The 14,196-nt window shown below is 41.6% G+C and carries 11 protein-coding genes; 3 read left to right on the top strand and 8 right to left on the bottom strand.

Going from position 1 to position 14,196, the window contains the following annotated elements; genetic code table 11:
- The 3 genes from L1611_RS14895 to L1611_RS14885 form a co-directional block, all read right to left on the bottom strand.
- On the bottom strand, positions 1 to 261 hold the full coding sequence (locus L1611_RS14895; protein ID WP_236314462.1) for a hypothetical protein: 261 nt from the start codon (positions 259 to 261) through the stop codon (positions 1 to 3).
- A gap of 85 nt (positions 262 to 346) precedes the next feature.
- Positions 347 to 550 (bottom strand): alpha/beta-type small acid-soluble spore protein, encoded by a 204-nt coding sequence (locus L1611_RS14890; protein ID WP_236314459.1) that lies wholly within the window; start codon positions 548 to 550, stop codon positions 347 to 349.
- Between the two features lie 161 nt (positions 551 to 711).
- Positions 712 to 2,061 (bottom strand): TrkH family potassium uptake protein, encoded by a 1,350-nt coding sequence (locus L1611_RS14885; RefSeq protein ID WP_236314457.1) that lies wholly within the window; start codon positions 2,059 to 2,061, stop codon positions 712 to 714.
- A 228-nt stretch (positions 2,062 to 2,289) separates the two neighbouring features.
- On the opposite strand from L1611_RS14885, the gene asd reads away from it, so the two are divergent.
- Together asd and L1611_RS14875 are read left to right on the top strand one after the other, a co-directional pair.
- Positions 2,290 to 3,144, top strand: coding sequence for an archaetidylserine decarboxylase (gene asd, locus L1611_RS14880; RefSeq protein WP_236314455.1), 855 nt, complete (start codon positions 2,290 to 2,292; stop codon positions 3,142 to 3,144).
- Between the two features lie 610 nt (positions 3,145 to 3,754).
- Positions 3,755 to 4,678: a zinc dependent phospholipase C family protein gene (locus L1611_RS14875; protein ID WP_236314453.1), complete on the top strand. Its 924-nt coding sequence runs from the start codon at positions 3,755 to 3,757 to the stop codon at positions 4,676 to 4,678.
- Positions 4,679 to 4,719: 41 nt separating this feature from the next.
- Here the strand turns inward: L1611_RS14875 and L1611_RS14870 are convergent, their stop codons facing one another.
- The 5 genes from L1611_RS14870 to L1611_RS14850 form a co-directional block, all read right to left on the bottom strand.
- The gene (locus L1611_RS14870; RefSeq protein WP_236314451.1) at positions 4,720 to 5,997 is read right to left on the bottom strand and encodes an MFS transporter; all 1,278 of its coding nucleotides are present in this window, start codon (positions 5,995 to 5,997) and stop codon (positions 4,720 to 4,722) included.
- Positions 5,998 to 6,379: 382 nt separating this feature from the next.
- Positions 6,380 to 8,401, bottom strand: a complete 2,022-nt coding sequence (locus L1611_RS14865) for an ABC transporter ATP-binding protein (RefSeq protein WP_236314449.1) — start codon at positions 8,399 to 8,401, stop codon at positions 6,380 to 6,382.
- 4 nt (positions 8,402 to 8,405) lie between these two features.
- On the bottom strand, positions 8,406 to 10,160 hold the full coding sequence (locus tag L1611_RS14860; protein ID WP_236314447.1) for an ABC transporter ATP-binding protein: 1,755 nt from the start codon (positions 10,158 to 10,160) through the stop codon (positions 8,406 to 8,408).
- Positions 10,161 to 10,966: 806 nt separating this feature from the next.
- Positions 10,967 to 12,373, bottom strand: a complete 1,407-nt coding sequence (locus tag L1611_RS14855) for a SpoVR family protein (protein WP_236314445.1) — start codon at positions 12,371 to 12,373, stop codon at positions 10,967 to 10,969.
- Positions 12,374 to 12,451: 78 nt separating this feature from the next.
- A complete protein-coding gene (locus L1611_RS14850) occupies positions 12,452 to 13,015 on the bottom strand; it encodes a cysteine hydrolase family protein (RefSeq protein ID WP_236314721.1) in 564 nt (187 codons plus the stop codon).
- Between the two features lie 333 nt (positions 13,016 to 13,348).
- Here L1611_RS14850 and proC point away from each other — a divergent pair, with 333 nt between their 5' ends.
- Positions 13,349 to 14,191, top strand: a complete 843-nt coding sequence (gene proC / locus L1611_RS14845; RefSeq protein WP_236314443.1) for a pyrroline-5-carboxylate reductase — start codon at positions 13,349 to 13,351, stop codon at positions 14,189 to 14,191.
- The last annotated feature ends 5 nt before the right edge of the window (positions 14,192 to 14,196 follow it).

Raw genomic sequence — 14,196 nt, 5'->3', positions numbered from 1 at the left:
TTAATTATACTCCGCTCTCCATTCATGGATCAACAGAATATTGTCTGAAGCACATTGCGGGCAATAGAACACATGCGGACATTGTTTTTCCTGTTCATCCTCCGGATACCCGTCTTCCATTTTCAGGGCATCGATTTCAGAATAAGGACTGTAATCATCATAATAGTCCATTACCCTACCGTTATCCTGCATCATCTCCAAGCATGAAGGACAACGATATTGCGTATCGCTAAGTTGGTTGCAAACAGGGCACATTGACATGGTACCTACTCCTTTTTATACGTAGTGTAAAGAAAATGTAGAAAGAAGGGATGGATCTCTCCACCCCTTCGGAAGCCAAGTATTATTATTGTTGTCTTCCACCCATTTGTGATTGAGCTTGTTGAACTAGACGCTTAGTGATTTCTCCTCCAACAGATCCGTTGGCACGAGAAGTTGTGTCAGCGCCAAGTTGTACACCAAATTCAGAAGCGATTTCAGTCTTCATTTGGTCTAATGCAGCTTGAGCACCTGGTACTACTAATTGATTGTTGTTGTTGTTACGAGCCATGTATCTCACCTCCTCCTTGGTACACATAGTTTGCGTTATTGAGAATCCCTTATTCATATAATTTGATTGGAAATTATTAGACAGCTATTGACATATCAATTGGAAAATAAACACATAACCCGTAGAAAGAAAAAACGACCAGGCATTTTCGCCTGATCGCTTTAACCAATGATGACATGTTCTTTCGGATAATGATACGTTTCTTTTACGATCTTTCCTCGGATGATGAACAGGAAGGATAGGATTCCTACACGTCCGATAAACATCAAAAGAATGACTATTACTTTTCCTGGAGTGCTCAATTCAGGTGTGATTCCCATAGATAATCCTGTCGTACCGAATGCTGAACTGACTTCAAATATAACAGGCATTAACGGAAAAGATTCAATAACCATTAAACCAATCGTGGCAGATCCGCAGATTATGATGGCTACACTGAAGACCACAAATGACTTTATAATATCCTCTTCGATTAATTCTCTTTTGAATACCTTAATGGTTTGATTACCTTTTGCAAAAGTCAATATTGAGAGAATAATGATGGCAAAAGTCGTTGTTCTGATACCACCACCAACTGAACTTGGTGAAGCGCCAATAAACATTAATGTTGATAGCAAAAGTTGTGTCGGTTCTGTATATAGGCTTACATCCATTGTAGCAAGCCCGCCATTCCGAGTGGTTACTGATTGAAACAAGGAATAGAAAAATGCTTCATGCCAGGATTTATCTTTATAAAAATGATTCCATTCAATCAACCAAATGAAAACAGTTCCTATGACAACTAGAATAAAAAACGTCGATGTGGTCAATTTGGTAAATAATGAAAATTGGTATTTTCCATTTTTAGACGACAAATACTCCTTGACTTCAAGTAAAACGGGAAATCCAATAGCACCTAAAATCAATAGCAGTATGTTGATGAATTGGACAAAATAATCATTCGCAAAGGGAATCATGGATTGTCCAGTAATATCAAAGCCTGCATTGGTCGTTGCACTCACAGAAGCGAATATGCCCTGTATTACCGCTTCTTGCCAGGTATCAAAATAATTTAAAAAGTAAATGCTCAGGATCAATGCTCCAATGGCTTCGATGATTACGATCAAAGAAAGAATTTCACGCATCAATCTGACAAGCCCTGAAAGTGTTGATCGATTTTGATCGGTCATAATCAGTTGTCTTTCCCTGAGTCCAATCCTCTTCCCAGCAAGCAGCCAAATAAAGGTACCAAGAGTCATGATACCGATCCCGCCAAATTGTAAAACGAATGCCAGTATGAAATAACCGAATTCATTGAACGTTTCTGCAGTATTCACCACTGTCAACCCAGTGACACTGATGGCACTTACCGCAGTGAATAATGCATCAATGAACGACCATTCCATACCATCACGATGGGCAAATGGCAAACTAAGCAATGAGGTAGCTAAAACTACTGCGCATAGATAAAATAATATAATTAATTGTACTGAAGTTAACCGTATTCTACGGAATCGCCGATTTCTTTTCATTATCTTCAACCTTTAACTGTGCCATATATAACGAATCTATCGTACCTAATTTATGAATTCATGAAAACCCTATTTGTGAAAATAGTCTTTCCCTCTTTGTACATCCTTTAATTTAATTCGGGAAATTTTATTAACACCGCAAAGAAAAAGCAGTATAATATTGGTATTGTTCATATCAGAAACATACTAATACTATAAAAGTTAGAAGGAACATATTTAGGAGAAGCGATGAAAATATTTTTGAAATACCTATTATTTTGTTTACCCCATCATGCCCTTACATATCTTATTGGTTCTTTTATGAAATTTGGATTCAGTAAATATGCAATCAAGGCATATGCTCGGATTTATGGAATCGATACGAGCAATTTAGAAAAATCGATTCATGAATTCAGAAACTTAAACGAATTCTTCACAAGGAAATTGGAGCGGCATACACGGCCAGTTGATCGCCATATCGATTCATTTGTAAGTCCTGCCGATGGCATGGTTACACAAATGGGCCAGATAGAAAATGGAACACTTATTCAGGCAAAAGGCGACTCCTATACAGTTGAAGGACTTTTAAATGACCAGGAAAAAGCTATAGCCTTTCAAAACGGGTCCTTCATGACTATCTATTTAAGTCCCAAGGATTACCACAGGATCCATGCACCCATTGATGGTTCCATTACGGAATATTCCTACATTCCCGGGCGTCTTTACCCTGTCAATAAACTTGGTGTTAACTCGATAAAAGGAATTTTCACAAAGAATGAACGGGTAGCAACCTATTTGAATACCGGTTCGGGTCAAGTCGCAATCGTAAAGATCGGTGCCTTGATTGTAGGAAGTGTACAGCTGGCCTACCAGCAAGAAGTTGAACAAATTCATAAAAGAAAACCAATGAAAAAAGTTCTCAAATCCATGCTTCCTATCGATAAAGCTGATGAAATCGGCCATTTTGAGTTTGGTTCAACTGTCATCCTTTTATTCGAAGAAAATCAGATTACTCTTGAGTCATCGTTGAAACCTGGTTCGGCCATTAAGATGGGCCAAACGCTCGGCTACCGGGTAAAACGATTAGAAAGAAAGATTAATTAAGAAAAGCGCAAACGCCCTGATTAACCACGAAGGTCACTGGAAATCCGACGAGGAGGCTCTAAAAATCGTTGTAAGTGCCTCATAAAGGTCTTATGAGTACCTTAGGATCGGTTTTTCTCGTTGTAAGTACTTCAAAAAGGACTTATGAGTAACTTAAGATCGGTTTTTCTCGTTGTAAGTGCTTCATAAAGTTCTTATGAGTAACTTAAGATCGGTTTTTCTCGTTGTAAGTGCTTCATAAAGGTCTTATGAGTAACTTAAGATCGGTTTTTCTCGTTGTAAGTGCTTCATAAAGGTCTTATTAACCAAACAATGTTCGGTTTCTGCGTGGGTAAACCCTTCGATCTAAATCAATGTGTCGACCGCCGCAGGAGGTCTGAAGTGATCCAAGTGGTTGGGCGTTGGAGCTAGACATTCCTTCATCGATAAAATCATTATCCTTTTCCCATTTTTTAATGAAAACCGACCTGGACCATCGAATGATGGGTCAGATCGGTTTTCATTTATGATACCCTTAAGACCGTATCTACCGAAAACATCCATAATAACTTCTAAGTATTTTCATGAATTGATATAATTTAGACAGATAAATCATGAAGGAGGCGGTCGAATGCCAAATGTCTGGACCCATATTTACTTTGGCGAAGTTCTTTTAGAGCAAACAGGTATCCTCAAGTTGAATGATATAACCGAGCCTTATTACAACTTTGGAACCCAGGGGCCTGACCCTTTTTTCTATCATAATTTCTGGCCTTGGAAATCTGCACCTGTTAAAGAGGTTGGTGATCGCATCCATCATGAACATTGTGGCGAATTTCTCATCAAGCTGATCGATTACACGAAAGACAGGCTTAAGGACGAGAAATTGACTGCATTTACTACAGGCTTCATCACCCATCACATCTTAGACCGGAATACCCATCCCTACATAAATTATCGGTCAGGTACGGAGGGGAACCGTCATCAGAAGCTTGAAATCATCATCGATACATTGATGATGAAAAAGCACAAAAAAATTGAAACATGGAAGACACCGGTTTATAAAAAGCTCTCGATAGGGAAAACCCTTCATGAACCCATCGAAACGATGCTGAATGAGACAATCAGCTCCACTTTCCCAGAGCTCCATAAAGAAATGCCAAGCGATTATGTACAGCAATCCTATCAACAAATGAAGAAGGCTTTACGTATCCTTTTCGACCCATCAGGCTGGAAAAACAAGCTTTTAAAAGAACAGATAGATCCCTTTTCCTATCAAAAACACATTGATGATACTGATTATCTGAATGAATCGAAAACACCCTGGATACACCCTGCTCAACCAGATGAACATCATGAAGAATCTTTCATGGAATTGTTTGAACTTGCCATAGAAGAAGGTATTGAAATTTTAAATGTATTGAAAGTCTACTGGTTTGAAAATGACCTGGAGAAATATGACCATTTGAAAGAAAAACTCGGCAATGTATGCTATGACGTTGGGAAAGACCTGTCTTTGCGCCTTGAAAACAAGCATTATGAGCCGATATTGTAAGCAGGGGCTGTCTCCAATGGAGGCAGCCCGCTACCTTTACTTCACATTGTTAATTCTGATGTATAACCTGCTTCCTTCTTCCCTTGCTCGATGTCAATGCGGGATAATATGAAAATCCCAGCTAGGAAAAAGATCATCAATGAAATGATCCCTAGTCTGGTCGAGCCTGTCAACTGACCGACAATCCCGAATACAAACGGACCGAAGATAGCAGAAAATTTTGCGGATATGCCGTAAAAACCGAAAAATTCAGCATGCCGATTATCAGGGACCATGCTTCCGAATATCGAACGGCTAAGCGCCTGGGCTCCTCCCTGGACAAAACCGACCATTACTGCCAGTGCATAGAAATGAACAGCCGTTTCCATGAAATACCCTAATAGAACGATCAACACATAAGCCCATAACGCAATATAGAGTGCACGTTTCGCCTGCAGCCTTTTAGCAAGGTATCCGAACAGGAATGCGAATGGAATGCCGACAAATTGCGTGATCAACAAGGCGCCAATCAGATCATTTGAACCGATCCCAATGTCCCTTCCATATATCGTGGCCATTTTGATGATGGTCGATATCCCGTCATTGAACAACCAGAAGGCGACCAAAAATAATAATAACTGTTTGAACTGCCTGATTTCCTTGAATGTGGTGATCACTCTTTTGAAACCGACTTTGACATAAGAACCTTTGATGGTCGGTTGTTCATGCTTCACTTCTTTTATATTACGAAACATTGGTATCGAAAAGATGAACCACCAGACTCCGACGCTCGCAAAAGAGAGCTGAGTGGCAAGGAGTGTATTCGGAATGAAAAACCAGGATGGATTCATGATCATCATCAAGTTGATAAGCAGAAGGATCCCCCCGCCGATATAACCGAATGCATAGCCGCGTGCTGAGACACGGTCGATTTCATCCTTAGATGCCACTTCTGGTAAAAAGCCGTCATAAAATACGTTTCCGCCAGCGAAGCCGATTGTTCCAGCAATCAAAAGAATTGAGGCCAGTATATAGTCACCTTCACCGACAAATGCGAGCAGGATGCTTGCTAAGATTCCCATATAAGCAAAAAATCGAAGGAACTTCATTTTGGAATTCGAATGGTCTGCAATTGCGCCCAGAATCGGTGCAAGCAATGCCACAATCAAAACTGCGATCGATTGTGAATATCCCCAATAAGCTGTAGCTGTCGTCTTGTCGATGTTTTTAGCAGCGACATCGTAATAGAATATCGGCAGTACCGCCGCCATGATCGTTGTAGCGAAAGCTGAGTTTGCCCAATCATACATCGTCCAAGAATACACTTCTTTTTTCTTCATGTTCAACCCCCTTTTCCTTTCCTCTTCAACCAGAAAACCTCTTAGTAAAATATATGTTCTGCTGTTTCGTAAAATCTCTTTACTTATTTCGCTTCAGCTGGTTCGTTCACCTTTTTTACAAACTTTCATTTTTGATTTCTGCGGACTAATGAAAAGCCGAAGTGATTGAACCAAATCGTGGGATCAATGCAGGAAGGCCATTCATTTGTCTGTTGTAAAGATATTTTTAAAGTTGTCGGGATATTTCTGAAGTTGTTGTGTTTTACCCTCTAGTTGTTGAGATAAATTTATTGGGAGGAGTCTCTGAATGGAAAAAGGGTAAAAAAGGACCCTTTTCAACAAAAAGGCGACCTCCCCCTCCAGAGAAGTCGCCCATTAAGCATCAAACTGCTTGTGACTCTTTAGACCCCTGTTGCATTTGATACATTTGATAGTATTTTCCTTTTACTTCCATCAATTCATCGTGTGATCCCCTCTCAACGATTTGACCACGATCCAATACAAGGATCTGGTCTGCGCTTTTGATTGTAGAAAGGCGGTGAGCGATGATAAATGTCGTACGTCCTTTCTTCAAGACATCCAACGCTTTCTGAATGATTGCTTCAGTCTCTGTGTCGATGTTTGCTGTCGCTTCATCCAATATAAGGATTGCCGGATTAAAGGCGAGCGCCCGTGCAAAGGAAATTAATTGCCGCTGACCTGCAGACAACGTGCTTCCCTTTTCGATCACCGGTTCATCATACCCCTTCGGAAGCTGTTTGATGAACGGCTCTGCCCCGACATCACGCAATGCCTTTTCAACTGTCTCCCGGGTGATTGCCGGGTCATCCAAGCTTACATTGGAGGCAATCGTACCTGTAAAAAGGAATGGATCCTGAAGCACGATCCCCATATGCTTACGGAGGTCTTGCCTTGTCATATTCTGAATATCCTGCCCATCAATCCAGATCCTCCCATGTTCCACGTCATAAAAGCGGAATAAAAGGTTCATGATCGAACTTTTACCGGATCCCGTATGACCGACAAGAGCTACAGTTTGGCCTTGTTCAGCTTCAAAAGAAATGTTTTTCAACACATATTCGTCTTCTTTATAAGCAAAGGTTACATCATCAAACACGACATTGCCTTTATAGCGGGGGGCCTTCGTATCTGAAACATCCTCGCCTACACGATCCAGCAGACGGAATACCCGTTCACCGGAAACCAGTGCCTGTTCCAGGTTGGCCAGCTGGGTTACGATCCCTGTAATCGGTTGGAATAGACGGTTCAAGTAATCAACGAATGCGTATAAAACACCGACGGAAACAGCTGTCGTTGCCGTCAAGGATGCACCGCCGAAATACCAGATCAACGTCACGAACGCAACATTGCGTAGCAAGTTTACAAGGTTATGAGACATCAAGGCATCAAGGTTCAACAGCTTGTTCCGATAACTGAAGTACTCTTCATTGATCTTTTCAAATTCATCTGTCGTCTGCTTTTGGCGGCGGAATGCTTGGATGATCGTCATCCCCTGGATGGATTCATTGATCATCGCATTCAAATCACTCAAACGCTGACGGATGAGATGGTTGTATTTTGACGCATATCGACGGTACATGATGATCCAGATAAACATGATCGGAATGATGACAGAACAGATCATCGCCAACCGTACATCAAGGAAAAACAGTGCTGTCAAAATTCCAAAGATGTAAATGATTCCTGTAAAGAACTGAGCAAGCACCGTTACATATAACTCACGGATCGCCTCAGTATCATTTGTAATCCTCGAAACAACTTTTCCGGCAGGCAAGTTATCGAAGTAATTGACCGGAAGCCGTTGAATTTGACCAAACACATCGGTTCTCATGTTCTGGATGATCCGGTTCGCAGACATTTGCAGCAAATACTTCTGCCAGTAGGTGAAGATGGCTGAAACGACAAGCAATCCCATATAAAAAGCACTCAAATAGATCAGCCATTTCACTTCTGGACGGTAAAAAGCGAGCAATTGATCGGTTGATAATTCTTCCGCTTCATAAACCGCCTTTTGTTCCCCTTTTTCGATGATGATTGAACTACCGTCAACTGAACGGTTCCCGTCAAACTCGATCGGTTCATTGATAAAGAAGTAGTCCCGTTTCACCTGGAGGATCCGGATTTCCGGGTATTCTGAAGCATCTCCTTCAAAATATTTCGTCCGGATATAGTGTTTTCCTTTGTATTCGACTGTGTCTTCCCCAGCATTTTCCACCTGTATCCATGGCTTTTCAATCCCGAGGATATGGTTGTCAATCATCTTCTTTGCGATGAATGGTCCTGTTAGTTCTGCACTGACAGCTACTGTCAACATCGCCAAAGCAATGATGATCATTTTCTTATATCGTAATGCGTATTGAAATAATCTTTTTCCTACGCTCATTTTGTTACACCACACCTTCTGAGAGGCCGTCTTCTAGTTGCTGTCTTTCATATTGTTCTTTATACCAGCCTCCGGTTTTCAATAAGTCTTCATGTGTTCCTTCTTCAATGATACGCCCTGCATCCATGACAAGGATCCAGTCCGCGTGTTGGATTGCAGACAGGCGATGTGTCGTAATGAACGTCGTCTTACCGGATCGTTCATTTCGGATGCTTTCAATGATTTTCGCTTCTGTCTTCCCATCAACCGCCGACATCGCGTCGTCGAGCAGGAGGATATCCGGATTGACAAGCAAGGCACGAGCAATCGAAATACGTTGTTTCTGTCCACCAGAAAGCGCGACACCTTTTTCTCCGACCAATGTTTTCATGCCTTGTGGCAGATTTTCGATGTCGTTGGTGAGCGACGAAAGATCGACAACTTCCTTCAATCGTTTTTGGGAAGTCTCTGTGACTCCGAACTGGATATTTTCTTTTACAGACCTGGAAAAGAGTACTTGCTGTTGTGGAACATACCCCATCCAATTCTGAATCTGTGAAACTGGAATTTTGTCAATCGGGACGCCAGAAATGGAAATCTGACCATCTCCCAACGGATATTCACGTAACAGCTGCTTGATCAGTGTCGTCTTGCCGCTGCCTGTTTTCCCGACAACCCCAAGTGTCTGCCCCTGTTTCAACGTAAAGGATACATCTTTCAAGTTATCCCCTTGAGAACTCGGGTATCGGAAGGTGACGTTCTCGAACTTGATTTCGCTAGCTTCAGGGATGACTTCGACTCCATCACCATCTTTTACATCCGGTTCGTATTCAAGCGTATTGTTGACCCGGTCAAGGGATGCGTTCCCACGCTGCATGATATTGATCAGTTCACCGATCGCGAACATCGGCCAAATCAACATCCCAAGATAGACGTTGAAGGAAACAAGCTCTCCCAGCGTGATCGTTTTGTGGAATACGAGGAAAGCTCCGTAGCCTAATCCAATCAGGTAACTGACACCGACTAGCACTTTGATTGTCGGTTCGAATAAGGAATCGATACGTGCCACGGAAACATTCTTTTTATAAACATCCTCCGCAAGGTTTTCAAAGCGTTTGTGGTCTGCTTTCTCCTGGACATAAGCCCTGATGACACGGACGCCTGATACTGACTCGAGTACCTGGTCATTGAGCTCCCCGAAAGAATCCTGGGCAGTCGTAAACCTTTTATGCATAAGCTTCCCGTAACGATTCATAAGGATTGCCATGATCGGAAGTGGAAGCAATGCTGCAAGTGTCAGCTTCCAACTGATCATGAAGCCCATTACGAAAAGGATTGTGATCAAGAAAAACGTTGAATCAACCAATGTTAAAATGCCGAATCCTGCTGTCATGGAAATCGCTTTTAGGTCATTTGTCGCTCTTGCCATCAAATCCCCTGTGCGATATTTCTCATAAAAGGTCGGGGTCATTTTCAACAAATGGCGCATGAAACTGGAGCGCATCGTACGCTCGACTAAAAATGCCCCTCCGAACAGCTGATACATCCATATGTAACAAAGGATGTAGTTGACTACCATCAGTGATAGATAAAAACCGACGATCTGAAATAATCTTTCTGCCGTCAATGAACCGATCGTCATTTCATCAATCGCCATTCCAATCAGCTTTGGCGGCACAACCTCGATCAAGTTGACGATCTGAAGCAATACGATTGCGATCGTATAACGCTTCCAATGTCTTTTAAAAAACCATCCTAGTTTAAATAGTACTGAAAACATGATTTATCCCCTCTCCTGCCTCTCGTTTCTCCGTTGAATTGTCAGCCGCCTTCAATCCGATCCAGCAGCCTTGTCTGGTTATGATTATTCACTTTCATCTTCATTTCTCCCTTCAATTTTGAACATATATAAGAAAAGCCTGGCTGAGCCAAACGATTTCCCCATTAGAAAAGCGCAAACACCCTGGTCAGCCTCGAAGGTCACTGGAAGTCCGGCGAGCTGCCGCCGCCACAGAAGGAATCTGAAGTGATAGTGATCTTGGAGGTTGGGTGTTTGAGCTAGTCATTACATCTCTGCAATTTCCTCTGTTGTAAAAGAAAAAAGAAGTATGCCGCACGTTTGCGACATACTTCTTCCTTGGAAAACGGAACAGAAACATATAAGCTCACGCCGATAAATTGGGCGCGAGCTGATCTGACATACAAGCATCAATGAAAGAAAAGATGTTTATCGGTTCACGCCACACATTATAAAGTTGTTTAAAAAAGACTCGACAATTCCTCTGTTCTTGTCGTTGGTCAAATCGATATACTTTTGCATGACGTTAACCTCCTTTTCTTTTTTTATAATTTTATCTTTATTAAGTACTCTAAAATTTTATACCAATCGTTTCCATTTGGCAATAGACTTTTGCCTATTTTTTAAATTATTTTACAATTACATGATTCCGGGCTGGAGAATGTGGAAGCGATCCGCTTAGCAATATTCCATTATTAAAAGAACGTTCAAAAAACCGATTTCCTGCATGCTTATACTTGGAAATGTAAGAAAGTGAAAAAAACCGCCCCGAAGGACGGCTGCCGCGTTCATACATTGCGTTTATGCATTGCTTTCCCATCGTAGGTGAAAACGACACCTTTGTTCTCGACTTTCGTTTCCAGATGGACTGATCTCCCCCATATTTGATGGATATAAGGAAGTACTTTCTCAAGATATTTCAGATCAAGCTCCATATCCTCAAAATGATGAACAAGGTAAAGTTCCCCATTTTTCAGATAATCTCCATCATTAACTGTAATATATGGAAATCCACCGTTCACCCTGCTGTTGACGAGTTGATCACGGACTTCTTCCCACATTTTCGTCGTGATCCGATAGTCTTTTCCCTGCTTCTGGAAAAGATAGAGATCCTCTCTGTCACATAAATCCTTCGTCAAATAATTGCGGATGAATGAAGTATCGGATTCGATTTCTCGTACTTCAAATATTTTCTCTCTTCCGCTACCTTTCTGTACCCCTTGCTTCTGCAGCTCTTCCGACGGGTTATTGTATGTCTCTTCAATATCCTCGAAAATCTTCAAACCAAGGTAATACGGGTTGATCGAAGTACGCGATGGTTGAACAACACCTGCATTCAGCTTCGCAAATTCGATGACTTCATCTGTGGTCAGGTCCATCTCTCGTAAAATACGTGCATGCCAGAAAGATGCCCAGCCTTCATTCATGATCTTCGTCTCCAGCTGAGGCCAGAAATACAGCATTTCCTCTCTCATCATTGAAAGGATATCCCTTTGCCAATCCTCCAATTCACGGCTGTATTCCTCAATAAACATCAACAGGTCCTTCTCAGGTTGAGGTGGGATTTTCCGTTTCTTATTAGGTTTTTTCATTTCTTTTTTATCGTTTTGATCCATTTCCCACAAATCATCATAAGGGGTCGGTTTCCTTTCAAGTTCTTCCTCCACTTCCCACTTGTAGTTGAGCTGCGGTCTCATGAGGGAAGGATCGATATGCTCCTGGATACTCAGGACTGCATCAAGGAAACTCTCAACTTCTTTTTTCCCATGAATGTGCTCGTAGTTGGCAATCCGCTCGGCTGTAGAGGTCATACTCTCGACCATATCCCGTCTGGTATTCGTGAATCGGACATTGTTCTTGAAAAAGTCGCAGTGGGCGAGTACATGCGCGATGATCAGCTTGTTCTGGATCAACGAATTGCTGTCCAGCAGGAATGCATAACAGGGATCTGAGTTGATGACCAGTTCATAAATCTTGCTTAAGCCAAGGTCATATTGAAGTTTCATTTTATGGAATTGCTTACCGAAGCTCCAGTGGGAAAAACGAGTAGGCATACCGTAAGCACCAAATGTATAGATGATATCAGACGGACAAATCTCATAACGCATCTGGTAAAAATCAAGTCCGAAACCTTCAGCAATTTCTGTGATCTCGTGAATGGCGTTAATTAACTCCTTGTGTTCATCAATGGTCATGCCAGTCCCTCCTAAAAAGGATTCTATAAGACAATGTATGTCGGAAATCCCTTTTCATGAACAGGAGAGGGGAATTCGTCATCCCGGAACATCAGCAGGTTGAAGAAGCTGTACAGAGGTCACAATGTCAGCAAACTCTTCGTGAAGATTCACCATCGTCATTTGATGGATATCCTCAGCAAGATGGACCTTTCCATCAGGACCTTTCCGATCGAACGTGGCACAGGCATCTTCCACAAGGATTGGATTGAAACCGTAGTTCCCAGCCATCCTCGTTGTCGTTTCCACACAATGGTTTGTTGTCAGTCCTGTGATAACGACATTTTTACAATCGAGTTCTGTTAGCCGTTCGTATAAGTCTGTTCCTATGAACGCACTATTCACCTTTTTCCGCAGAATAGCTTCACCATTTTTCGGGATGCAGTTTTCCATGAATTCAACACCTTCTCCATTTATATAAAATAAAGAAGCAGGATTATCTGAAACGTGTTGAATAAAAATAACCGGCTGCGAATGACTTCTCCAATGACGGATCAAGACAGCAATATTCTCTTCCGCATCGTGATTGTTCCTACTCCCCCAGCTAGAGTGGAAAAATGCCTTTTGCACATCGACAACAAGCAACGGTGTCCCCTTATCTATTTTCAATGATAGAACCTCCTCTTAAGTAGACTACTGTTTAATTTCTTCATTATTATTGTTGTTCCTTTTTCTTGTTTATAAAGGGAAATAATCAAAAAATTCAAAATTAAAAATCAAAACGATTATACCGTATTTTCAACTCCCAAATAATACCCTATGATTTGATTAAATATCCTTAGAACGGATTTGGATCATATAAAAGTCAATGTAAACGTTTACCTGGACTTTTTCGCCAATATACAACCTATTTGATAAGAGCTGTTGAATTAATTTCCGTGAGTGTTACGATTAAAAACGTTAATTATTGGAACGGAAAAAAGGAGAGAGGTTACTTTGACTAAACAACGCGTCGCCTTTTTAGGCGCTGGTAATATGGCTGAAGCTATGATTTCAGGAATCGTCGAATCAGGGAAGTTTTCACCAGAACAGATCATTGCGACCAACCGTAACAACCAGGAACGTTTAAACACAATCAAAGAGAAATATGGAATTGAAGCAGTAACGAAAGATCAATTGGATTTCAGTAACATAACTGTATTCATTCTTGCTATGAAACCGAAGGATGTTGAATCAGCTTTATCCGATCTGAAAGACCACTTGAAGCCAGAACAGTTGTTGATCTCCGTATTAGCGGGAATTTCCACCACTTATATAGAAGAAAACTTGAATGAACGCCAACAGGTCATTCGAGTGATGCCGAACACCTCAAGCATGTTGGGGGAATCAGCCACAGCCATCTGCCCGGGTCAACACGTATCTATGGATCAGGTATTATTGACGAAAGAATTGATGAACTGCATTGGAGAAGCTTACACCATCGATGAAAGTCAAATGGATATTTTCACTGGTATTGCAGGCAGTGGTCCAGCATACTTCTATAACTTGATGGAACACATGGAACAGGCAGGATACGAAGGCGGAATGGATCGTGAGTTGGCAAGAAAAATCGGGGCCCAAACAATCAGAGGGGCAGCCCAGATGATGCTTGAACAGGAAGAAACACCCGCACAGTTAAGGAAAAAAGTTACCTCCCCAAACGGGACGACTGCTGCTGGATTAGAAGCACTTGCTAAAAATGGTGGAGGAAAGGCCATTGCTGAAGCAGTGAAAGGTGCTGCCTCTCGTTCCAAAGAACTTCGTGAGGAATTAGAAAAAGTATTTGCAGAACAGAAATAATTGCT

Source organism: Pseudalkalibacillus salsuginis (genome assembly GCF_021646685.1).
Taxonomy (GTDB): Bacteria; Bacillota; Bacilli; order Bacillales; family Fictibacillaceae; genus Pseudalkalibacillus; species Pseudalkalibacillus salsuginis.
The sequence above is the reverse complement of the archived record's forward strand: the minus strand, read 5'-3'. Positions and strand labels throughout refer to the sequence as shown.

Bases quoted from the DNA above. Each gene is read 5' to 3' on its own strand.
- L1611_RS14895 (WP_236314462.1), bottom strand. From the start codon at position 261: ATGTCAATGTGCCCTGTTTGCAACCAACTTAGCGATACGCAATATCGT.
- L1611_RS14885 (WP_236314457.1), bottom strand. From the start codon at position 2,061: ATGAAAAGAAATCGGCGATTCCGTAGAATACGGTTAACTTCAGTACAA.
- asd (WP_236314455.1), top strand. From the start codon at position 2,290: ATGAAAATATTTTTGAAATACCTATTATTTTGTTTACCCCATCATGCC.
- L1611_RS14875 (WP_236314453.1), top strand. From the start codon at position 3,755: ATGCCAAATGTCTGGACCCATATTTACTTTGGCGAAGTTCTTTTAGAG.
- L1611_RS14860 (WP_236314447.1), bottom strand. From the start codon at position 10,160: ATGTTTTCAGTACTATTTAAACTAGGATGGTTTTTTAAAAGACATTGG.
- L1611_RS14865 (WP_236314449.1), bottom strand. From the start codon at position 8,401: ATGAGCGTAGGAAAAAGATTATTTCAATACGCATTACGATATAAGAAA.
- L1611_RS14890 (WP_236314459.1), bottom strand. From the start codon at position 550: ATGGCTCGTAACAACAACAACAATCAATTAGTAGTACCAGGTGCTCAA.
- L1611_RS14855 (WP_236314445.1), bottom strand. From the start codon at position 12,373: ATGACCATTGATGAACACAAGGAGTTAATTAACGCCATTCACGAGATC.
- L1611_RS14870 (WP_236314451.1), bottom strand. From the start codon at position 5,997: ATGAAGAAAAAAGAAGTGTATTCTTGGACGATGTATGATTGGGCAAAC.